This window comes from Flavobacterium rhamnosiphilum, assembly GCF_004349195.1.
Classification (GTDB): Bacteria; Bacteroidota; Bacteroidia; order Flavobacteriales; family Flavobacteriaceae; genus Flavobacterium; species Flavobacterium rhamnosiphilum.
This window is the reverse complement of record NZ_SMLG01000001.1, coordinates 801,992-824,152: the sequence shown is the minus strand read 5'-3', so window position 1 is coordinate 824,152 and position 22,161 is coordinate 801,992. Positions and strand designations below refer to the sequence as shown.

Below are 22,161 nucleotides of genomic sequence, written 5' to 3'. Positions count from 1 at the left end.
TTATAAATTTTTAACTGCTTGTTTGAACTGATTCCCTCTGTCTTCGTAGCTTTCGAATAAATCAAAACTGGCACAAGCAGGTGACAATAAAACTGTATCCCCTTTTTCTGATAATCGTTGCGCCATTCTCACAGCATCATTCATGTTATCAACTTCAATCATCATATCAACTACATTTCCAAAAACATCAATAATTTTTTTATTATCTACACCAAGACAAATAATAGCTTTTACTTTTTCACGAACTAATGACATCAACTCATTGTAATCATTTCCTTTATCTACACCTCCCACAATCCAAACTGTAGGTGTATTCATGCTGTCTAATGCGAAAAAAGTAGCGTTTACATTGGTTGCTTTTGAATCATTTATGTACTGTACATTTTGAATTTTCAATACTTTTTCAAGACGGTGTTCTACTCCCTGAAAATTAGATAAACTTTCACGTATTGTAGATTTTCTAATCTGCATCAATTTTGCCACAGAGGTTGCTGCCATTGCGTTTTTCATGTTATGTTTTCCTTCTAAGGCAATATGTTCTGTGTCCATTGTAAACTCTTCCTGATTGATTGAAATTTCCATTTTGTTGTTTTTTATATAAGCTCCTTCGCTGAAAGTTTTTGTCAATGAAAAAGGAATTAATTTGGCTTTTGTTGTATGTGTTTTAAACCATTCTGCAATGGCCTCATCATCGGCATCATAAATGAGGTAATCTTCCTCAGTTTGATTCATCGTAATTCTAAACTTTGAATCAATGTAATTTTCATATTTGTAATCGTATCGATCTAAATGATCCGGACTAATATTTGTAATAATGGCAATATGTGGCTTAAAATTTAGGATTCCGTCCAATTGAAAACTGCTTAACTCCAGCACATAAGAATCGTATTTATTATCCGCTATTTGCCAGGCAAAACTCTTTCCAATATTTCCTCCCAGTCCTACATTTAATCCTGCTGATTTTAGCAAATGGTGCGTAAGCATTGTGGTAGTTGTCTTCCCATTACTACCGGTAATCCCTATTATGGTTGCATCTGTAAAAGGTGCCGCAAACTCAATTTCAGATAATACTGGAATCCCTTTTTCAACAAGCTTTTTTACTATTGGAGATTTATCTGGAATTCCCGGGCTTTTCATAACCACATCAGCATTCAAAATCAAATCTTCGGTATGCTTTTCTTCTTCCCAAACTATTCCATTAATGATAAGAACCTCTTTGTAATTTCCTTTTATCTTTCCGAAATCAGATACAAAAACTTCATATCCTTTTTTCTTACCCAGAATAGCAGTACCGATACCACTTTCTCCGCCGCCTAAGATCACTAGCCTCATATTATCTTAATTTTAAAGTAACAATTGATAGTATGGCCAGCATTATGGCAACAATCCAGAATCGTGTTACTATTTTACTTTCGTGATAGCCTTTTTTCTGATAATGATGATGCAAAGGGGACATTAGAAAGATTCTTCGGCCTTCGCCAAAACGTTTCTTGGTATACTTGAAATAACTTACTTGTAAAACCACCGATAAATTTTCGACAAGAAAAATTCCGCATAATAAAGGAATCAGCATTTCTTTTCGAACGGCAATTGCCAGAACTGCAATAATTCCACCAATAGTCAAACTTCCCGTATCACCCATAAAAACGGATGCCGGATACGAGTTATACCATAGAAATCCAATCAACGATCCCACAAATGCGGCAATAAAAACTGTCATTTCCCCCGAATTAGGGATATACATAATATTCAAATAATTGGAGAAAATTATATTCCCAGAAACGAACGTAAATATTCCTAACGCCAGAACTGAAACAGCAGAAGTCCCTGCGGCAAGTCCATCAATACCATCTGTTAAATTGGCACCATTAGAAACTGCCGTTATAATAAAAATAACAACCGGAATAAAAATTAACCAAGCCCATTTTTCATATCCTTCGCCAGTCCATGCTAATAATTCAGCATAATCAAATTCATTATTTTTAAAGAAAGGAATTGTCGTAGCAGTAGATTTTTCTTCAACTGGCGCAGGCAAAATCACCGTTTCTGTAGGTATTCTAAAAATATCTGATGTAGAAGTATCGGTACGCACGGTAACCGCCGGACTAAAATAAAGAACAGTTCCCACTATTAAACCAAGACCTACTTGTCCTACAACTTTGAATATTCCTTTTAAACCTTCTTTATCTTTCTTGAAAATTTTAATATAATCATCTATAAAACCAATTGTCCCCATCCAAAGTGTAGTCACAATCAACAAAACGATGTATATGTTATGCAGTTTTGCAAAAAGTATAACTGGAACCAAAGTGGCAAATATGATAATTAACCCTCCCATTGTTGGCGTACCCGCTTTTTCGTTTTGACCTGCTAAACCAAGTTCACGAACGGTTTCTCCCACTTGCTGTTTTTGCAGAAAACGGATTATTCTTTTACCATAAATTGTAGACAACAGTAAAGAAAGCATCAATGCTAATGCAGATCTAAAAGTGATGTACTGAAAAACACCTGTTCCAGGAACATCTAATATTTTGTCTAAATATTCAAATAAGTAATACAGCATATTTTTCTATTTATGGAGTTGGTCTAATATTTCTTTAACTATTTTCATGTCGTCAAAATCATGACGGATGCCGTTTATTTCCTGATATGTCTCATGCCCTTTTCCAGCAATTAAAATAATATCATTGGGCTGAGCCAATTGACATGCGGTTTTTATAGCTTGTTTTCTATCGGTTATGGTCAATGTCTTTTTATAATTCTGAGGAGCAACGCCTAGTTCCATTTCAGCAATAATAACTTCTGGATCTTCGTTTCTTGGATTATCCGAAGTAAAAATTGCTTTATCACTCAAATCAGAAGCAATGCCAGCCATAATTGGCCGCTTGGTTTTATCTCTATTTCCTCCACAACCTACAACCGTGATTAATTGTTCGTTTTTTGTACGAATGTCATTAATTGTTTTCAACACATTTTCCAATGCATCCGGTGTATGGGCATAATCCACAATCGCCGTAATATTTGAAGCGGAAACAATAAACTGAAAACGTCCCGAAACACTTTCTAAATCTGACAGTAACCGAAGCACTTCCAAGCTTTCCATTCCAAGTTCAATCGCAGTTCCATAAATAGCCAATAAATTATAGGCATTAAATGTTCCTATCAGCTTCACCCAAACTTCATTCCCGTTTATTTTCAACAACAAACCTGACAATTGATTTTCCAGAATTTGCGCTTTATAATCCGCATACGATTTTAAGGCATAGGTCAACTTTTTTGCCACAGTATTCTGCAACATCACTTGCCCATTTTTATCATCAATATTAGACAATGCAAAGGCTGTTTTTGGCAAATTATCGAAAAACGATTTTTTCACATCCCTATATTCTGCAAAAGTTGGATGGTAATCCAAATGATCGTGAGACAAATTGGTAAAAATACCGCCAACAAAATGCAACGCTTCGGTTCTTTTTTGATGAATCCCATGAGAACTCACTTCCATAAAACAGTATTCAACCCCGTTTTCGACCATTGCCGCCAGATAATGATTTATCGTAATCGAATCTGGAGTCGTATGAGTCGCTTTGTATTCAACATCGTCAACCAAAATTTTTACTGTAGAAAGTAATCCAACTTTAAAACCTGCTTTTTTAAACAATTGGCACAACAAAGAAGCAATGGTCGTTTTACCGTTTGTTCCCGTAATTCCAACCAATTTCAAATTTTGAGAAGGATCTCCAAAATAATTTGCAGCCATAAATGCGAGGGCTGAATTCGTATCTTTTACCTGAACATAGGTAATTCCTTTAGCAATATTTTCCGGAAATGTATCGCAGATAACTGCTACAGCGCCTTGCTCAATTGCTTTTTCTATAAAATCGTGACCATCAGAAATGGAACCACGAATAGCAATAAAAACATCATTAGACTCGATTTTTCTAGAATCGAAATCCATTTTATTAATAGTAATATCCGTCGAACCTTTTACGGCTTCGATAGCTACTTTGTATAATATATCTTTTAATATACTCATGATAATTCCAATAGTATAGTTGTATTTTTTACAATATTCTGACCCGCAGCAAGCGATTGTTTTTTCACTTTACCAACTCCAATAGCTCTTACTTTTACACCTAAATTCTCTAATAAAGCGACCGCATCCATTCCAGACATTCCTTTCACATTTGGAATTAACTGCAACTTCTTTTCTGATTTAACAAAATAAGAATCATAATTATTCTCTTGCTTTGCAATCTTCCTATTTAGGTTTTTAATTTCATTTGTTGAAGGCGCATCAGTAAAAATCTTTTGTGCGATTCTCTTAAAAACGGGACCTGCCACGTCTGCACCATAAAAATTATTAAGCGCTGTATTAGGTCTATGAACCACAACTATGCAAGAATACATGGGTTTATCCGCCGGAAAATACCCTACAAATGAAGAAGCATAATACATTCCAGATCTGCCGCTTTTTCCATAATTAACTTGAGCTGTACCGGTTTTCCCTGCCATAGAAAAATCTTTCGAATAGAGTTTTGAACCCGTTCCCTTTTTTACAACATTTGCCAGAACTGCTTGTAATTTCAAAATCGTTTCTGGAGAGCAAATTCTTGGATTTAATACTTCTTTCTCATATTTTTTGATGGTTCTGTTCCATTCTTTAATTTCAGAAACAAACTGAGGCTTTACCATCTCACCATCATTGGCAACCGCGTTATAAAAAGCTAATGTTTGCAATGGCGTAATATGAACCCCATATCCAAAGGCCATCCAGGGCAGTGAAATATTTGACCAGTTTTTATCACTTGGCTGCGGAATATAAGGCACTCCTTCCCCTTTAATCGAAAGTCCTAAAGTTTTATTTAATCCAAAATTATTAAGATGATTTACAAATTTTGAAGGCTCATTTTTATACGCATTATAAACTGCCTGAACCAAAACCGTATTAGATGAAAGTTCAAAACCTCTTGCCAGAGAAATTTTCCCATAGCCTCCTTTATGGGAATCGTTTACTTTTTTTCCTGAATAAACCACAACTCCACCTTTACTGTCGTAAACAGTACTGGTATCCGCTTTTTTATCTTCAAGAAGTGCCATTAAATCCGCTAATTTATAAGTAGAACCCGGCTCGTGTGATTCAGCAACTGCATAGTTTGTGGTTTCATAATAGGTTCCGTCGTTCGCTCTTCCTAAGTTAGAAATTGCCTTTACATGACCCGTTTTCGTTTCCATAACCACCACACAACCATGATCCGCCTCATACAATTCCAACTGTTTCAATAACGCGTGATGTGCTATATCCTGAACATAAACATCGATTGTTGATATTACGTCATAGCCATCCTGAGGGTCAACTTCATTGATATCGCGAATGGGTTTCCACTGCCCTTTTGCGATTTTTTGTTTTAAAATTTTACCGTCTTTACCATTCAAGTATTTTCTAAAAGCCCATTCAATTCCTTTTCCATCAAGTGCTCCGCCATGCGAAGTTCTCTCGTAACCAACAGTACGCTCGGCAATTTTCCCTATTGGATGTTCTCTTACTGTTTCTTGTTCAATTATAATTCCGCCCTTGTAAGCACCCAAATTGAACAACGGAAAACTTTTTATTTTAGAATACTGGGTATAACTTAATTTACGAGCAACTAAATAATACCTGTTTTTATTAGCTCTGGCTTTTCTTAATTCGTTTTCAAAAAAATTAGATGGTCTTCCTAAAGCTGATGCTAACGAATCCGACAATGACTTAACATTTTTTTCAAATGCTTCGGCCTTTGGAGCTACAGCGTCAAAACGTATTTCATAATTAGGAATGGAAGTAGCCAAAAGGCTCCCATCAGCTGAATAAATATTACCTTTATTAGCTGGAATCACAAAATTCTTAACGGTTCTTTCCTTGGCTAATTTTCTATAATAATCCCCTTCGACCCATTGAATATTTGTCAACTTTACAGCAATGGCAATTGCCATCAAAAAGATAGCGAATGCAACCAGATAAATTCTGTACGATATGTATTTATCTTCTACTGCCATATTTTTTTGAAAAAGCTTTTTTCTTCTTCTTTTTTAACCTTTATTTTTATTGGAGGAACTGTTGACGGGAAAATTTCTTTTTCTATCATTTTTTCAGAAACAGTCGATTCCATTTTTAATTTCATTAATTCTGAGCGTCTGTCCACAAATTCTGAGCGCAACTCTTTAACTTGGTTTGTCAACTCGGCAATCTGGAATACTTTTTGTTCAAATCGTTGAGTATTAGCAATCATAACAATCGCCAACAGAATTACAAAAACAATAAACCGCCAGTTTTTTACCGCATCATCATTTATAAGAAACCTCGCTTTCAATAGGCTGTAAACTCCGTTTTTCATTTGTCTGTCCTCTCCCCGACCCTCTCCAAAGGAGAGGGAGCCGAAATGTTAAAAGTTAGTATTTATTTCCCCACTTTGGCTCCTCCCCTTTGGGGAGGCTGGGTGGGGATTATCTCTTCTCTGCTATTCTTAATTTGGCACTTCTTGCTCTATTATTTTCTTTTATTTCAGCATTATCGGGAACAATTAATTTCCCAACAGTTTTAAATGGTACTGAAAAATTACCAAAAAAGTCACGTTCAGGTTCCCCTTCAAACATTCCGTTTTTCATAAATCTTTTCACCAATCGATCTTCTAATGAATGATACGATATCACGCTTAATCTGCCACTCGGATTCAATATTTCTAAGGATTGCTCCAAAAACTCTTTCAAAACATCCATTTCCTGATTCACTTCAATTCGGATAGCCTGATAGATTTGAGCCAATATTTTATTCCTAACTCTTTCCGGTAAGAATCTCGCTAAAACCTCTTTCAATTCATCGGTTGTTTTTATTGGCTGCTCCTCTCTGGCCTCTATAATTGTTCTTGCCAAAGCAGGTGCATTTTTCAATTCACCATAATCCAAAAACACCCTTCTCAAATTTGCATCATCATATTCATTGACAACCCGATAGGCATTCAAATCATTTTTCTGACTCATTCTCATATCTAATCCTGCATCAAAGCGAGTAGAAAAACCTCTTTCCGGAACATCAAATTGATGAGACGAAACCCCTAAATCTGCTAAGATTCCATCAACACTTTTCACCCCATAAAAACGCAAAAACCGTTTTATAAAACGGAAATTCTCATTAATAAGCGTAAATCTTTCATCAGGCAGGGCATTCGCCAAAGCATCTTCATCCTGATCGAAAGCAAACAACTTTCCGTTTGGCCCGAGTCTTTTCAAAATTTCTTTTGAATGCCCTCCTCCACCAAAAGTCACATCTACATAAATGCCATCTGGCTTAATATTTAAACCATCTACTGATGCCTGAAGCAAAACCGGATTATGATATTCCATTGTCGTCGTCATTTAAATTCCCCATTACTTCTTCTGCCAAATCTGCAAAATCAACATCTTCACCATTTATTGATTTTTCGTATAAATCTTTATCCCAAATCTCAACGATATTCACTGCTGACGAGAATACCACCTCTTTAGCAATACTCGCAAACATCACTAAATCTTTCGGAACCAATAATCTACCTAAAGCATCAATTTCAACAACTTTAACCCCAGCAGTAAACCTGCGGATAAAATCATTGTTTTTCTTTACAAATCGATTCAGTTTATTGATTTTTTGCATCATCAAATTCCACTCCTGCATAGGATATAATTCCAAACAAGGCTGAAAAACGGAACGCTTCAAAACAAAACCGTTTTGAAGTGAAGCAGCCAATTGCTTTTTTAAAGGTGCTGGCAACAGCAACCTTCCTTTAGCATCGACTTTACATTCATATGTTCCTATAATTGTATCCAAGCAAAAAGTTTTAAATGATGTTGAGCAAAAATATAAAAAATATTACCACAATTTACCACTATATCCCACTTTGTTAATAAGTTTAACCACTTTTGAGCAAAAACCCTTAATTTTTGGACAGTCAGAACGTTAGCATCTTTTTATTTTATTTGTAAGAAAGGTAATGTTATAAAAAAAAGGAGGCGAAATACCATGAAATTTCAATTTAAAATGGTAGGAACAGGTTCAAAATAATTAAAATCTGAAGCTGAAATACTTCAAAAAGAAAAGCCTGTTTTCACATCAACATGTATAATTTTACAATTAAAAATTGTTGTAAAAATTCATTTTTATTTATTAAATCCTATATTTGTCAAAATTGAAAATCCGCATTCAAAAAAAATGGAAAAACACTATAAAAAAGAAGGTAGATACAGCTATTATGAAGCTGGCGAAGGAACTCCAATTGTCATTTTACACGGACTTATGGGTGGACTTAGCAACTTTGACGCCGTTGCAAGTTACTTCTCTACAAAAGGATATAAAATAATAATCCCAGATTTACCGATATACACTCAAAACATTTTAAAAACGAATGTAAAAAGTTTTGCAAAATACGTTAAAGATTTCATCACATTCAAAGGGTTAGACAGGGTAATTCTTTTAGGAAATTCATTAGGTGGTCATATTGCTTTGTACCACACTAAAATGTATCCTGAAAAAGTAGCCGGGCTTGTAATAACCGGAAGTTCTGGACTTTACGAAAGCGCAATGGGTGACAGTTATCCTAAAAGAGGTGATTATGAATACATCAAGAAAAAAGCTGAAGATGTATTTTATGATCCAAAAGTAGCCACCAAAGAACTTATTGATGAAGTTTACGAATCTGTAAATGACCGAATAAAATTGATAAAAACACTGACAATTGCCAAAAGTGCCATTCGTCATAATATGGCAAAAGATTTGCCAAAAATGCATGTTCAAACTTGTATAATCTGGGGAAAAAACGACAAAGTTACACCTCCGGATGTTGCAGAAGAATTCAATAAATTATTACCTAATTCTACCTTATATTGGATAGATAAATGCGGTCATGCTGCCATGATGGAGCATCCTGATGAATTTAATCGTTTGTTAGAAGACTGGTTAACCCATACCCATTTATCAGCACACTAATTCTATAAAAGGAGAATTTTACACCTAGAAAAAATGAAAATTAATACCGCCGAATTTGTTATCAGCAACTCCGATGTAGCCAAATGTCCCAAAGACTTTTTGCCGGAATATGCTTTTATTGGCCGATCAAATGTTGGAAAATCCTCTTTGATTAACATGCTAACGAATCAAAAAAAATTAGCTAAAACATCAGGAAGACCGGGAAAAACACAATTGATTAATCATTTTTTGATTAACAACAATTGGTTTCTTGTCGATTTACCCGGTTACGGTTATGCCAAAGTTTCTAAAAAAACGAAATCAATTTTTCAGGAGTTTATTACTGATTATTTTGAAACAAGAGAACAATTAGTTTGCGCATTTGTTTTGATTGATATTCGTCATGAAGCGCAAACCATAGATATTGAATTCATGTCCTATATGGGCGAAAGTGAGATTCCTTTTTGTATCGTTTTCACCAAAGCAGATAAAATCAGTAAAGTAAAAATCGATTCTCATATTGCAGCGTACAAAAAGAAAATGTTTGCTAACAATTGGGCCGAAATGCCGCATTACTTTGTTACTTCCGCAACAGAATCTACAGGAAAAGAAGAATTACTTTCTTATATTGACGAAGTGAATCAAGAAGTTTTCAAAAACAACAGTCAGTTTTAGAAACATTTTTAAGCAGCAAAAAAACATGACAAAAAAAAATATTGTCTCAATTCTTAATTTAGCCATAATTGTAGTTTTTTTTGCTTCTTGCAAAACCAGCACTTACCTTTTAACTAATATCGATTATAAAACAGGTGTTGATTTCACAAATGGAAAATGGCTGCTTAACCAAATAGACTGCCCTGGTTATAATGTCGAAAAACTAACCAATGAAGCTACTATTTTCTTTAAAGATAATTTAAATGATCGTTATTTTTACAGAGAAAACGTCAACGGCTTATTAATACCTTATCAAATACCATTAAACCCAAATAAACAAAAACTTAAAGAACTAAAAATCGGAACTGGTTTTGATTATTTTATCAATATCTCTTCTAAGAAAAATAAGGACGAAATAGGTACTATCGGCTTATATGAAGATGAAAATTCAAAAGGCTCCAATCAAAGCGAAGTGAGTTTAGAAATATACGATTTAAATTCACAAGAAATTATCTATTCACAAAGAGCGATTGGAACAGCCAGTGCAACAAAACAAAAATCAGTATGGGAAACTAAAAAATCAGATAAACTAATTGACAACATTTCTTTTCACAAAAGTTCAAATAGATTAATGATTGTTTCCTTAAAAAAAATATTAAAAGATTTAAAAAAGAAATCCATCACAAACAAAAAAAGAGCCATTTAGACAAACAGCTCTTTTTTTTTATAATCATTTCGTCAACTCCAATTTCTCTGCAAAATAATCGCAGAAATCTTTCATGGTATCTGCCATTTTTTCGTCATCTGTAGCACGTTTGAATGTTTCGGACATCGCCACTAAAGTCTGGTGAAAGAAAATTTTCATTTCGTCAACCGGCATATCTTTAGTCCATAAATCAATTCGCATACTTTCTTTTGCCTTGCTGTCCCAGATAGACAACATAATTGCTTTTGCCTCTTCTTGTTCTACTCCACCGTCTTTGGCAGACCATAGTAGTTTTTCCGGAACACGGTTTTCATCCAATTCAATTAGAAACTTAATTTCTGATGTATTTTTATTCGACATTACTTCTTGGGTTTGTATTTTGATTTCACAAATATTTCTTTTGCATTGGTTTTTAATAAATCTACCAAAGGCACTTCATTATTTTTCATATAAGAACGTACCATTTGCCATCCTATCCAGGCACCAACCTGCCCTGGTGATTCATTATCAATTTCTAAATAAAATTTAGAAAATGGTGCCGGATTTATAAACCGGGAAATTAACTTTTGATCATTACTGTAAAGCATTTCTTTTTCAATAAAATAACGCCACATATAACTTTCATTTTCTTGACACCATGTTATCTGTTCTGGAGTATATCCCATCTTTTCGGCATCGGTATAATCCGGCAAAAGTAAGTCTTTTAAATACAATTGCTTTCCATAATAAATCATTTGACTAAGTAAATTTTTGTCCAAAACAGGCGGAATTTGACGTTCCGAAAAACTCGAAACTACATCTGGAGCGATTTGTCTTTCCTCAAAATTTTGTTTCAAATAATTTGGAAACTGATAAAACTTATGATCCTTTCCTAAATACAATTCAAGTGAAATAACAACCAAACTATCCGCATAAATAGCCTTGTTTTTATAATCCATTTCAGAGATTATAGTGATTACTTTTGGTATTTTTGTCTTAGGAAAATAATATTTGATGTGTTTAAAAAGTGACTCCAATTCTATTCTTACAGGTTGAAAATCAGCATACTTTTTTTGAACTTCCGTGTACAATTCTCTCCACATCGGATCTTGCATTTTATGCAACCACACACTATTATCGTTTCCCGGAGGAAAAAAAAACGGAAATTCTTTTTTTACTTTCTCTAAATCCTGAGGTGGAGTTTCAAAAAATATTTTGTCAAAGCGTTCCACTTTTACTTCTAAAGGAATTGCTGTCACGGCACTTTCAACTTTATTTTTCTTGTCACAGGATAAAATAAAGAGACAAAAGACTACAAGAAACAGATATTTTTTCATATATATTAATTAAATTTGTGTCCAAAGAATCTAAGGAAACGAATGCGCAACAAATTGATTTTGCAAATATACATTCCTGATTTTTAAAATGTAAACTATTATGACTAAAAAAAGTACATTACAGGTTGAAAAAGTGAATACCCATATTGTAAATTGGTTAAAAAAATATGCCGAAAATGCAAAAGTGAATGGTTTTGTAATTGGGGTTTCCGGAGGAGTAGATTCGGCAGTTACCTCAACATTATGTGCACAAACAGGATTAAAAGTTTTATGCGTTGAAATGCCCATCCATCAGGCACAAAGTCACATAACCCGTGGACGGGAACATATTGAACAATTAAAAAAAAGATTTCCTAATGTATCCAGTATTGAAGCTGATTTGAGCTCCGTTTTCGAAACTTTCAAGAAAGCTGTACCCTATATTTCAGATTCCGATAAAGTTCATTTATCACTTGCCAATACCCGAGCACGGTTAAGAATGACAACACTTTATTACTTTGCCGGCATTCATTGCTTATTAGTGGCAGGAACTGGAAACAAAGTAGAAGATTTCGGAGTGGGTTTTTATACAAAATATGGTGATGGCGGAGTTGATTTGAGTCCTATTGCTGATTTAATGAAGTCTGAAGTCTTTCTTTTGGGCAATTACTTAAAAGTACCGGATTCTATTTTAAATGCATCCCCTACTGATGGATTATTTGGTGACGAAAGAACAGATGAAGATCAATTAGGAGCCAGTTATGACGAGCTGGAATGGGCAATGACCCAAGATGAAGCCGGACAATCTTCGAATGCTTTTTCAGGAAGAGAAAAAGTTGTTTTCGAAATTTATAAGCGATTAAATACTATTAATCAACATAAAATGACCGCAATTCCTGTTTGTTTTATCCCAAAAAAATAAAGAAGTCACATTTTATATTGATTTACAATTAATTACAGAATTTATTTATTAATTTTACACTTCCAATAACAATTAATTCTAAAAATTTAAAATCATGATTAAAGTATGTATAGCCGATAATTATCCTGTTGTGCATTTTGGAGTAAAATCTTACTTTAAAGATAATGCAGAGATATCAATAGTTGCCAATGTAGGTAATTTCTTGATGGTACGGGATATCCTTTTAACTAAAGAAATTGATGTATTGATTTTAGATTTGGAACTGGAAGGTCTTTCCAGTATTTTTGAGGTTAAAGCAATCTTGAAAAATTTTCCAAAAACTAAAATTATTATCTTCAGTGGTCTTTCAGAACAAATTTATGCACCCAATGCTATTAAAGCGGGAGTTTCTGGGTTTATCCACAAAAAAGAAAAGTTAGAAACTCTAGGCCAATCGATTATCAAAGTCCACCAAGGCAAGATAATCATGAATGAGACTGTAAAGAAAAATCTAGCATTAATTGCAAAACAAAGTAAGAGCGAGCGCTTATATCGTAAGCTTTCCAATCGAGAAGTAGAAGTTTTACGTTATCTAAGTGATGGGAAGAAAAATCATGAGATTGCTGAAATTCTGAAACTCAATGAAAAAACAATTAGTACGTACAAATTACGATTACTAACAAAACTAAATGTTACCAATTTAGTAGACTTGGTAAACAAAGCAAAAACTTTAGAGATCGTTTAAGAATACCACAGCATAACTCTCTCTATTTTTCTTGAAAAAGAATGGATTAATACATTGTAATCCATCACCATAAACAAAAGCTCTGTATTATCTGAATTTGCTTCAGATGACACAGAGCTTTTTTAATTATTATGGAGTGAAAAAATCATGCTCCTTTAATGATAGCGTACCACAACTCTTCCTAATTTTTTTGAAAATTTCCCTCTTAACTCGATATAATTCATCACTAAAGATAGCGACTCCATATTATCCGAATCTGGTTCATTAGAGACTGAGTTTTTTAACTCTTCTATAATTTCACTCAGTAAAAACCATCTTAAAGTAAGTAATGTATCTGAAACATCCTGATTTAACATTTCATCTTTGGTTTTAGGAAAAATATTTTGACCTACCCAATTATGCAATACATTTTTCTCATCCTCCATTATAATATTAGTTACTTCATCTGGAATACCTGACTGAAAATGATTGATATATTTTTCAAGTCCAGAATCCTCATTTTGCAAATAATAATCTATTAAATTTTTATAAATCTCTCTAAATATAGGACTTGCAAATTCTACTTCATCATCTTGCAAACTCAAATATATTTTCTGAAAAACTTTTAATTCTTTAACTTCAGTAACGTCTATAATTTCTCCATCACTATTTGACTTTAATAGAACTTCTTCAAATTTTTCTGTTTTATTACCATAAAGCAACAGGATTTCAATTATTTTACGTTCAAATCGATACAGAGAATCTACTTTATCCGCCTCAACTGTATCTTCATTTTTAACATAGTCAAAAGCATTCTGCAATTGCTCTTTTTTTTGCTTTTTCCCAACTTCAACAACATCTTTTTGAACTAATTGCGCTAAGGTACTGACAAGCACTTGTTCCGAAATATCCATAATTCTGGAACATTCCTGAATATAAATTTCGCGTTGAATTCTATCTGGGATTTTCGAAATACTGACTACCATATCTCGAATTAAATCCGCTTTTTTTATGGGATCATTCTTGGCTTCATTCATCAAAAGCGATGCTTTGAACTGAATGAAATCTTTCGCATTATTTTCGAGGTATAAAACTAAATCATCATAAGACGTTTTCTTGGCAAAACTATCCGGATCTTCTCCATCAGGAAATGTACATACCTTCACATTCATTCCCTCTTCAAGAATCAAATCGATTCCTCGAATCGAAGCGCGTAAACCGGCAGCATCTCCATCAAAAAGAACCGTAATATTCTTTGTCAATCTATTTACCAATCGGATTTGATCTGGCGTCAAAGCGGTCCCTGAGGAAGCAACAACATTTTCAATTCCGGATTGGTTGAACTGAATTACATCCGTATATCCTTCGACCAAATAACAATTATTCAATTTCGCAATGGATTGTTTGGCTTGAAAAATACCATACAAAACTTTGCTTTTATGATAAATTTCACTTTCTGGTGAGTTCAGGTATTTTGCCGCCTTTTTATCATTGGTAAGAATCCTTCCTCCAAAACCGAGTACTCTTCCTGACATACTTTGTATTGGAAACATCACACGACTTTTGAAACGGTCAAATGGCCTGTCTTCTCTTGCAATTGTTAAACCCGTACTTTCCAGAAATTCTAATTTATATCCTTTCCCTAATGCTTCTTTGGTAAAAGCATCCCAAGCTTCCGGGGAATAACCCAATCCAAATTTCTTTATGATTTCATTGGTAAAACCGCGTTCTTTAAAATAAGAATAGCCAATTGCTTTCCCTTCTTCAGAGTTTAAAAGTGTATTATGAAAATAGGTTTTTGCAAATTCTGAAACCAAATACATGCTTTCTCGAACATCAGTATTGGATTTTTCTTCATCCGTCTGCTCGGTTTCTTCAATTTCGATATTGTATTTTTTGGCTAAATAGCGAATGGCTTCCGGATACGTGAATTTTTCGTGTTCCATCAAGAAAGCGACAGAATTCCCTCCTTTTCCAGAACTAAAATCTTTCCAAATTCCCTTAGCTGGCGAAACCATAAACGATGGAGAACGCTCTTCAGAAAACGGACTTAATCCTTTGAAGTTGCTTCCCGCACGTTTTAATTGTACGAAATCGCCAATAACTTCCTCTACACGAGAAGTTTCGAAAACAGTATCTATAGTGGCTTTTGAAATCAATTTAATATAAGGTCAAAGTTGTAAAAGGTCAAAGTTACAAAGTTTTTAAAGATATAAACCCTTTCAGCGTTTGAAACTCTGAAAGGGTTCTTAAAAAACTAACTAAAACAATTTCTAATTAAAATCGAAACGCACTCCTAAGGAAACGTTATTTTGTTTCACCGCATTGTCTTTAAACAAAGGATTCAAATCATATTTCACATATAAACTCGTGACCTCGTAGCCTATATAAGAACTCAAACCATAGATAAAATTACTGGTATTGAAATCCCCTTTGGTTTTTTCCGTAGCTTTTAAATCATTGTCATCATACTTGATAATTTGCTTTGATTTCAAATTGATTCCTGCATAACCTCCTATTCCAAAACGGACACTTTGATGCGTTTTAAAAAATGGCTTGTTCTCTTTTATTTTTTTACCCGAAAAATCAAACTCTAAATGAACTGGTGCCACTAAATATACATTTTTAAAACGAGATTCATCTTGATGAATTGGGTTTATTTCTAGATTCGTTTGATTATTATTCACTACAAAACTCCTGTTGCCTGTAGGACGAAGATTATTATACATTACAGAAAATCCATATTTTAAATGCAAAAGATTATCGCTTTTTATAATTCTGGTGTTATATGTTAAACCCCATTCGTAAAAATGTGAACCCCAATATCTAAAATCCGATTTATCTGTGGTCCCATTTGTCACAACATTATTTAATCCTGCTGCAAAAACCACTTGAGATGTTGTTCTTTTTGATTGGCGATCATTTTTCTCTTTTTGGCCTTGATACACTTTCATTGAAGTAATATTAATCTCCGTTTTATTTTTACTTATAGAATCATTATTTTCGCCAATTACAATTATTGCCCCTTCCCATTTTTGGACATCAGATGATTGGTTATTAATTTTGCCATCAACTTTCTGTTGCACTAAATCTTTCAGTTCCTCTTGGGCAACTGTTACTTTATTTTCAATTATTGTTGCTCTTGCCTGAGCCAATCTTTGTTTTTTTAAATCAGCTTGTTCTTTAGTAATTACTCCTTTTTCTAATTGAACATTAACTTCCTCCACTTCTAATTTTAATGTTTCTTTTTCTTCTTTGGTGATTTTTTCAATCTTTTCGGCAATTTTTTTTGCTCTTGTCTCAAAAGATTCTTGCGCTAGCATTCTACTGGCAAAAAGACATAACAGTACTACTAAGTAAATTGTAAAATTTCTCATGATGATTTGGTTTTAAAGGTGATTGATGATTGATTTATTGTAGATTTCTATTAGCTAGAGCCACTTTTATGGTTTGAAAATTCTTGCTTACTTTACTAATTACTTTTTCTCGAAAGGAAAGTTCTAATTCTCCATCTACCTGCGAAAGTAAATTACCGGCATTTACATGTACAGCCAGTTTTTGATTCAATTGATTTTCCTTTTTCGAAGGATTTCCAGCAACTGCTAACAGTTCGTCAACTGTAACATCGCTGATTTGTGATTTGATTAATTTTTGTTCTGTTTTTTGATTACTAATTGAAACTTCTGCTGCTTGATTTTGATTTGAATTATTGTTAACGTCTATCGATTTTTCTTTTAAAATTGGAGTTTTGTTAGTTCCCGAAGTAGATTTTTGGACAACATTGGCAACTAAACCTTTTTCATCCTCCGTTTTTAGTTTTATACTATTATCAGGGACTACAGTAGCTTTTGGAGCAACTGAATTCTGAATAACAATCTCATTTTTCTGATTTTCAATTGTATTTTCTTTTTGACCAAAATAAACCGTTCCTATCAATAGAAATCCAACAAAACTGGCAGCTATAAACAACCAAGGAAATTTAGCTTTTGGTTTTTCAGCAACCGTAAGCATCGCATCCAATTTGCTCCAAGCCATTTCTGATGGTTTGATCTCCCGAGAATTCAATTGCTCTTTGAACTGTGTTTCTAATTTATTCGGTTCCATAACTGTAATTTTTTAATTTGCTAATCTGTCCTTGCAGCATTTTTCTGGCATGTGACAATTGCGACTTTGATGTTCCTTCATTAATCCCTAACATAGTTGCAATTTCGTGATGTTTATATCCTTCGATAGCATATAAATTGAAAACCATTTTATAGCCATCCGGCAAACTGTCTATTAAAAATTGAATGTCAGCTATTGAAAATTGGCTTTCGATGTTATTAAAACTTTCTTCAAAATAGGTTTCATCTTCACTATATTTTAGCTTTTTTTCAACTCGGATAAAAGAAATACATTCGTTGACCATGATTCTTCTAATCCAGCCTTCAAAACTTCCTTTGTGCTGAAAATTATTCAGATTCGTAAACACTTTCATAAAAGCAGTAATCATAATATCTTCGGCTTGATGAATGTCTTTTATGTATTGGCGGCAAACGCTTAACATTTTTGGAGAAAACTTGGTATAAATCTGCTGTTGCGCCTGCCGATTATTTTCGACAGCTAACTGGATTAATTCATTTTCCTCCTGATGTAAGTTGATTACTTTCATAAATAATTTCAATGGCAATTTCAATTTCAATATTTTTCATTGCTATTGCAATTGATTTTTGATATTGAACCTGACTTCTATTAGCATAGACGAGTTGGATTGCAAAAAGGTTGCATCTTAAATAGAAACATTTTTGTTTTTACAAATTGAAAACCAAAAAAGTCAATAAAATCAATAGTTAACGAGAGAAAATTATTTAAAAAAAATAATTATTTTTTTCTTTCAATCACATAATTTACCATTAAAATCAGCGCATCTTTAAACTCCGAATCAGAATAACTATCTAAAAGCAAAAGTGCTTCTTGCTGAAATTCTATCATTTTTTGTTCTGCATAAAGCAATCCGTTATTGTTTTTTACAAAAGCAATAACTTCTTTGACGCGTTTTTTATCTTTATTATGGTTTTTAATGGAATTGATAAGCCATGTTTTCTCTTTAGAAGTACACGTATTCAAAACGTGAATGAGAGGCAGAGTCATTTTTTGTTCTTTGATATCAATTCCGGTAGGTTTACCAATGGCATCTTCGGTGTAATCGAATAAATCATCTTTTATTTGGAAAGCCATCCCAATGAGTTCTCCAAATTTTCGCATATTTTCTACCTGAACTTCATCTTCAATAACGGATCTTGCGCCAAGAGCACAACAGGCAGCAATAAGTGTCGCTGTCTTTTTTCGAATGATTTCATAGTAAATATCTTCTGTGATATCAAGTCTTCGGGCTTTTTCAATTTGAAGTAATTCACCTTCACTCATTTCGCGAACTGCGACAGAAATAATTCGAAGCAAATCGAAATCTCCATTATCAATGGAAAGCAACAGCCCTTTGGACAATAAATAATCACCCACAAGTACCGCAATTTTATTTTTCCAAAGCGCATTGATGGAGAAAAAACCTCTTCTGCGATTACTGTCATCCACTACATCATCGTGAACTAATGTCGCTGTGTGAATAAGCTCAATAACGCAGGCACCACGATAGGTTCTGTCGTTCACAATACCTCCCGAAACCATTTTTGCAGTCAGAAAAACGAACATCGGACGCATTTGCTTTCCCTTTCTGTTTACAATATAATAGGTAATTCTATTTAACAAAGCCACTTTGGAAGTCATCGATTCGTAGAACTTTTTTTCAAAAAGTTCCATTTCGTTGAAAATGGGCTGTTTTATTTTAGAGGTGACATTCATTTAGAATTCAAATATACATTTTTTGAAATAAAAAAACATCACTAAATATAAGTAAGTATTTTAGTTATTTTTTTTATATACAACAAGACGCATTCTTCATTACATCAAAAAAACAGATACTGTATTTTTTTATTAAATTCACTAAACATTAGCTTGTTTTTACGTTAAAAACATGATTAAATCTTTTGTATATTTGACGATCTAATTAAAACCAAACCCCAAAAACCTACAGTTATGAAAACAAAATTTTTATTAATCGGAATGACCTTGAGCATTTTTGCATTTACAAGTTGCACAAAGGAATCAGATACCCCTGCACAACAAGCAAGCGTAACCAGTAACGATGTTGCCGCTAATCAGGATATGGATGATGTCATAGACGATGTATCCCTTATTGCTGATGATCAATACGAAGCAAAAGAAGGATCTGCAACTGGCAGAACTATTGGAGATTACTATTCAATAAAACCTGAATGTGCACTAGTTAGCGATTTAGGCTCAACAGCTGAAATTAGAAAATTGACCATTACTTTTGGAACTGCAACTTCAGCTTGTTTATTTAGAGGACATTCCCTAAAAGGAAAAATTATATTGACCCGCACTACCGGAACCGCTTTCCCGAAATACATGACTGTCACTTTTGATGGATTTTATGTAAATGACCGTAAACTAGAAGGAACATCCACATGGAAAAGAGAAATGCTAAGCGATGGAGTTATAATACATCCAAAAACGACATTTACCATGACCAACATGAAACTTACCACAACGGCTGGAGTTTACATCCGTAACGGAGAAAGAATAAGAGAAATGACTGCTGGATTTTCTACCCATACAAGCCCAACGGATGATGTGCATTCTACTTACGGAACATTTACGACAACACATCCAAATGGATCTGTTTTTACCTCTTTAATAGAAGCAGCAACACCATTGGTTCATAAAACCGCTTGTAGTTTACAACAAAATCCAGCACCATATCCTGTGTCTGGCACATTAAAACTTTCAAAAAATTCGCACTATGCGACAATTAATTATGGAACAGGAGAATGTGACCATATGGCTATGTTATCCATAGATGGAGGTACAGCAACTGTAATTCATTTAGGTAATTAAAAAATTGGCTCAATCTCCCCAAAGAGGTTAAAAACTAAAAAAGGAGTTCAAAATTGAACTCCTTTTTTTATGCTTCTTTATTTGCCAGCTGACCGCAGGCAGCATCAATATCTTTTCCGCGGCTTCGACGCACTTTTACTACAATACCGCTCGCTTCCAGTGCTTTTATATACGCATTAATTGATTCTTCAGAAGCTTGTTGAAATTCTCCATCATCGATTGGATTGTATTCAATCAGATTCACTTTGCAAGGAACGTATTTACAGAACTTCACCAAAGCATCTATTGAAGCTTTATTGTCATTGATATCTTTCCAAACGACATACTCGTAGGAGATTTTACTTTTAGTTTTTCGATACCAATATTCCAATGATTCGCGTAAATCTGCCAAAGGAAAATTAGCACTAAACGGCATAATTCGGGAACGTATTTCATCGATTGCAGAGTGTAGCGAAACCGCTAATTTGAATTTCACGTCATCATCTGCTAATTTCTTAATCATTTTAGGAACTCCCGAAGTCGAAACCATAATTCGTTTAGGCGACATTCCTAAACCTTCCGAGGAAGTAATCATTTCGATTGCCTTCAACACATTGTTGTAATTCATAAGTGGCTCTCCCATTCCCATGAAAACAATATTCGACAACGGATGATTGTAATACAAACGGCTTTCTTTATCAATGGCAATTACTTGATCATAGATTTCAGCCGGTTCCAGATTTCGCATTCTTTTTAATCGCGCTGTGGCGCAAAAGTTGCAATCTAAACTACAACCTACTTGACTCGAAACACAAGCTGTAGTTCTTGTGTTTGTAGGTATCAAAACCGATTCCACCACCAAACCATCATGCAAACGAACAGCATTTTTCACGGTTCCGTCTTCACTGCGCTGCATCGTATCCACTTTGATGTGATTGATAACAAAATGTGTTTCCAGCATCGTACGTGTTCCCTTAGAAACATTGGTCATATCCTCAAAACTATGTGCGCCTTTACTCCACAACCATTCGTAAACTTGATTTCCACGAAAGGCTTTATCGTTATTAGCGACAAAAAAATCTCGTAGTTGTTCTTTTGATAAGGATCGTATGTCTTTTTTCTCGATTTCCATGGTGCAAAGTTAGTAAGTATTTTGAGGTTTTCGTTATTTGTGAATTTGGTTATTTGTAATTTTGTGAAAAATTTAAAATAATGCATTTCATTTCCCAAGAATTAGAAGATTACATCGAGCAACATTCTGAAAAAGAACCGGCTTTACTGGCAGCTCTGAATAAGGAAACCTATCAAAAAATTCTGCTGCCGCGAATGTTGAGCGGACATTTTCAAGGTCGGGTTTTGAGTATGTTGTCTAAATTGATTCGACCAGTAAATATTCTGGAAATTGGCACTTATACCGGCTATTCGGCGTTGTGCTTGTGCGAAGGCATGCAGGAAACCGGACAATTGCACACGATTGACATCAAAGAAGAATTAGTTGATTTTCAAAGAAAACATTTTGACAAATCACCTTGGGGGAAACAAATTGTACAACATTTAGGAGAAGCAATTGACATCATTCCAACACTTGACTTAAAATTTGACTTGGTTTTTATTGATGCTGATAAAGAAAATTACCTCAACTATTTTGATTTGATTGTTCCAAAAATGAATAAAGGAGGGATTATTTTATCGGATAATGTGTTGTGGAGCGGGAAAGTTCTGGAACCGTTGCAACCCAATGATTTGAGCACAAAAGTATTACTGGAATACAATCAGTTATTAGCAACTGATCCAAGAGTAGAAACGGTTTTGTTGCCTATTCGTGATGGATTAACGGTAAGTCGAGTTCTTTAGTTTAGGATACTCCCTTAAAAAATAAATGCCCTAGCCCTGATAGAAGCGGCATCCTTTTTCTTGTAATTCTGACTGAGAAGGAAGAAGGACAAGGAAAAGATACAGCGAATAGCAGGAAATAGC

General features: G+C 34.1%; 22 protein-coding genes. 7 read left to right on the top strand and 15 right to left on the bottom strand.

What is annotated here, in order from left to right:
• The 7 genes from murD to mraZ all read right to left on the bottom strand — a co-directional run bounded on the left by murD (position 1) and on the right by mraZ (position 7,837).
• Positions 1-1,332 (bottom strand): UDP-N-acetylmuramoyl-L-alanine--D-glutamate ligase, encoded by a 1,332-nt coding sequence (gene murD, locus E0I26_RS03620; RefSeq protein WP_131915114.1) that lies wholly within the window; start codon positions 1,330-1,332, stop codon positions 1-3.
• 1 nt (position 1,333) lies between these two features.
• Positions 1,334-2,563, bottom strand: a complete 1,230-nt coding sequence (gene mraY, locus E0I26_RS03615; RefSeq protein WP_131915113.1) for a phospho-N-acetylmuramoyl-pentapeptide-transferase — start codon at positions 2,561-2,563, stop codon at positions 1,334-1,336.
• 6 nt (positions 2,564-2,569) lie between these two features.
• Positions 2,570-4,033 (bottom strand): UDP-N-acetylmuramoyl-L-alanyl-D-glutamate--2,6-diaminopimelate ligase, encoded by a 1,464-nt coding sequence (locus tag E0I26_RS03610; protein ID WP_131915112.1) that lies wholly within the window; start codon positions 4,031-4,033, stop codon positions 2,570-2,572.
• Positions 4,030-6,033 (bottom strand): penicillin-binding protein, encoded by a 2,004-nt coding sequence (locus E0I26_RS03605; protein WP_131915111.1) that lies wholly within the window; start codon positions 6,031-6,033, stop codon positions 4,030-4,032. The genes E0I26_RS03610 and E0I26_RS03605 overlap by 4 nt, the downstream gene beginning before the upstream one ends.
• Complete coding sequence (locus E0I26_RS03600; RefSeq protein ID WP_131915110.1) at positions 6,024-6,371, bottom strand: FtsL-like putative cell division protein; 348 nt, start codon at positions 6,369-6,371, stop codon at positions 6,024-6,026. The genes E0I26_RS03605 and E0I26_RS03600 overlap by 10 nt, the downstream gene beginning before the upstream one ends.
• 109 nt (positions 6,372-6,480) lie before the next feature.
• Positions 6,481-7,389: a 16S rRNA (cytosine(1402)-N(4))-methyltransferase RsmH gene (gene rsmH, locus E0I26_RS03595; protein WP_205728767.1), complete on the bottom strand. Its 909-nt coding sequence runs from the start codon at positions 7,387-7,389 to the stop codon at positions 6,481-6,483.
• Entirely contained in the window at positions 7,364-7,837 is a 474-nt protein-coding gene (mraZ, locus tag E0I26_RS03590; protein WP_131915108.1) for a division/cell wall cluster transcriptional repressor MraZ, read from the bottom strand. Before mraZ ends, rsmH begins: the two co-directional genes overlap by 26 nt.
• Positions 7,838-8,218: 381 nt before the next feature.
• Between mraZ and E0I26_RS03585 the strand changes: the two genes are divergently transcribed.
• Genes E0I26_RS03585 through E0I26_RS03575 form a run of 3 tightly spaced genes read left to right on the top strand, consistent with a single transcriptional unit; the run spans position 8,219 to position 10,331 of the window.
• Entirely contained in the window at positions 8,219-8,992 is a 774-nt protein-coding gene (locus tag E0I26_RS03585) for an alpha/beta fold hydrolase (RefSeq protein ID WP_131915107.1), read from the top strand.
• A 33-nt stretch (positions 8,993-9,025) separates the two neighbouring features.
• Positions 9,026-9,646, top strand: coding sequence for a ribosome biogenesis GTP-binding protein YihA/YsxC (gene yihA, locus E0I26_RS03580; RefSeq protein WP_131915106.1), 621 nt, complete (start codon positions 9,026-9,028; stop codon positions 9,644-9,646).
• Between the two features lie 25 nt (positions 9,647-9,671).
• Positions 9,672-10,331 carry a hypothetical protein gene (locus E0I26_RS03575; protein ID WP_131915105.1) on the top strand — a complete coding sequence of 220 codons (660 nt, stop codon included), beginning with the start codon at positions 9,672-9,674 and terminating at the stop codon, positions 10,329-10,331.
• Between the two features lie 24 nt (positions 10,332-10,355).
• Here E0I26_RS03575 and gldC read toward each other — a convergent pair whose 3' ends face one another.
• Positions 10,356-10,691: a gliding motility protein GldC gene (gene gldC, locus E0I26_RS03570; RefSeq protein WP_113665160.1), complete on the bottom strand. Its 336-nt coding sequence runs from the start codon at positions 10,689-10,691 to the stop codon at positions 10,356-10,358.
• Positions 10,691-11,647: a gliding motility lipoprotein GldB gene (gene gldB, locus E0I26_RS03565; RefSeq protein WP_131915104.1), complete on the bottom strand. Its 957-nt coding sequence runs from the start codon at positions 11,645-11,647 to the stop codon at positions 10,691-10,693. The genes gldC and gldB overlap by 1 nt, the downstream gene beginning before the upstream one ends.
• Before the next feature lie 100 nt (positions 11,648-11,747).
• Here gldB and nadE point away from each other — a divergent pair, with 100 nt between their 5' ends.
• The gene (gene nadE, locus E0I26_RS03560) at positions 11,748-12,548 is read left to right on the top strand and encodes an NAD(+) synthase (RefSeq protein WP_131915103.1); all 801 of its coding nucleotides are present in this window, start codon (positions 11,748-11,750) and stop codon (positions 12,546-12,548) included.
• Positions 12,549-12,642: 94 nt separating this feature from the next.
• Positions 12,643-13,272: a response regulator transcription factor gene (locus E0I26_RS03555; protein ID WP_131915102.1), complete on the top strand. Its 630-nt coding sequence runs from the start codon at positions 12,643-12,645 to the stop codon at positions 13,270-13,272.
• A gap of 155 nt (positions 13,273-13,427) precedes the next feature.
• Here E0I26_RS03555 and dnaG read toward each other — a convergent pair whose 3' ends face one another.
• The 5 genes from dnaG to E0I26_RS03530 all read right to left on the bottom strand — a co-directional run bounded on the left by dnaG (position 13,428) and on the right by E0I26_RS03530 (position 19,089).
• Positions 13,428-15,410, bottom strand: coding sequence for a DNA primase (gene dnaG / locus E0I26_RS03550; RefSeq protein WP_131915101.1), 1,983 nt, complete (start codon positions 15,408-15,410; stop codon positions 13,428-13,430).
• 114 nt (positions 15,411-15,524) lie between these two features.
• Entirely contained in the window at positions 15,525-16,628 is a 1,104-nt protein-coding gene (locus E0I26_RS03545) for a hypothetical protein (protein ID WP_131915100.1), read from the bottom strand.
• Positions 16,629-16,662: 34 nt separating this feature from the next.
• On the bottom strand, positions 16,663-17,355 hold the full coding sequence (locus E0I26_RS03540) for a hypothetical protein (RefSeq protein ID WP_131915099.1): 693 nt from the start codon (positions 17,353-17,355) through the stop codon (positions 16,663-16,665).
• A complete protein-coding gene (locus E0I26_RS03535) occupies positions 17,342-17,902 on the bottom strand; it encodes an RNA polymerase sigma factor (RefSeq protein WP_131915098.1) in 561 nt (186 codons plus the stop codon). The genes E0I26_RS03540 and E0I26_RS03535 overlap by 14 nt, the downstream gene beginning before the upstream one ends.
• A 209-nt stretch (positions 17,903-18,111) precedes the next feature.
• Positions 18,112-19,089, bottom strand: coding sequence for a polyprenyl synthetase family protein (locus E0I26_RS03530; RefSeq protein ID WP_131915097.1), 978 nt, complete (start codon positions 19,087-19,089; stop codon positions 18,112-18,114).
• Positions 19,090-19,323: 234 nt separating this feature from the next.
• Here E0I26_RS03530 and E0I26_RS03525 point away from each other — a divergent pair, with 234 nt between their 5' ends.
• Positions 19,324-20,205, top strand: a complete 882-nt coding sequence (locus E0I26_RS03525; protein ID WP_131915096.1) for a hypothetical protein — start codon at positions 19,324-19,326, stop codon at positions 20,203-20,205.
• A gap of 67 nt (positions 20,206-20,272) precedes the next feature.
• Here E0I26_RS03525 and rlmN read toward each other — a convergent pair whose 3' ends face one another.
• Positions 20,273-21,316: a 23S rRNA (adenine(2503)-C(2))-methyltransferase RlmN gene (rlmN, locus tag E0I26_RS03520; protein ID WP_131915095.1), complete on the bottom strand. Its 1,044-nt coding sequence runs from the start codon at positions 21,314-21,316 to the stop codon at positions 20,273-20,275.
• Positions 21,317-21,396: 80 nt separating this feature from the next.
• Between rlmN and E0I26_RS03515 the strand changes: the two genes are divergently transcribed.
• On the top strand, positions 21,397-22,038 hold the full coding sequence (locus E0I26_RS03515; protein WP_131915094.1) for an O-methyltransferase: 642 nt from the start codon (positions 21,397-21,399) through the stop codon (positions 22,036-22,038).
• Positions 22,039-22,161: the final 123 nt, after the last annotated feature.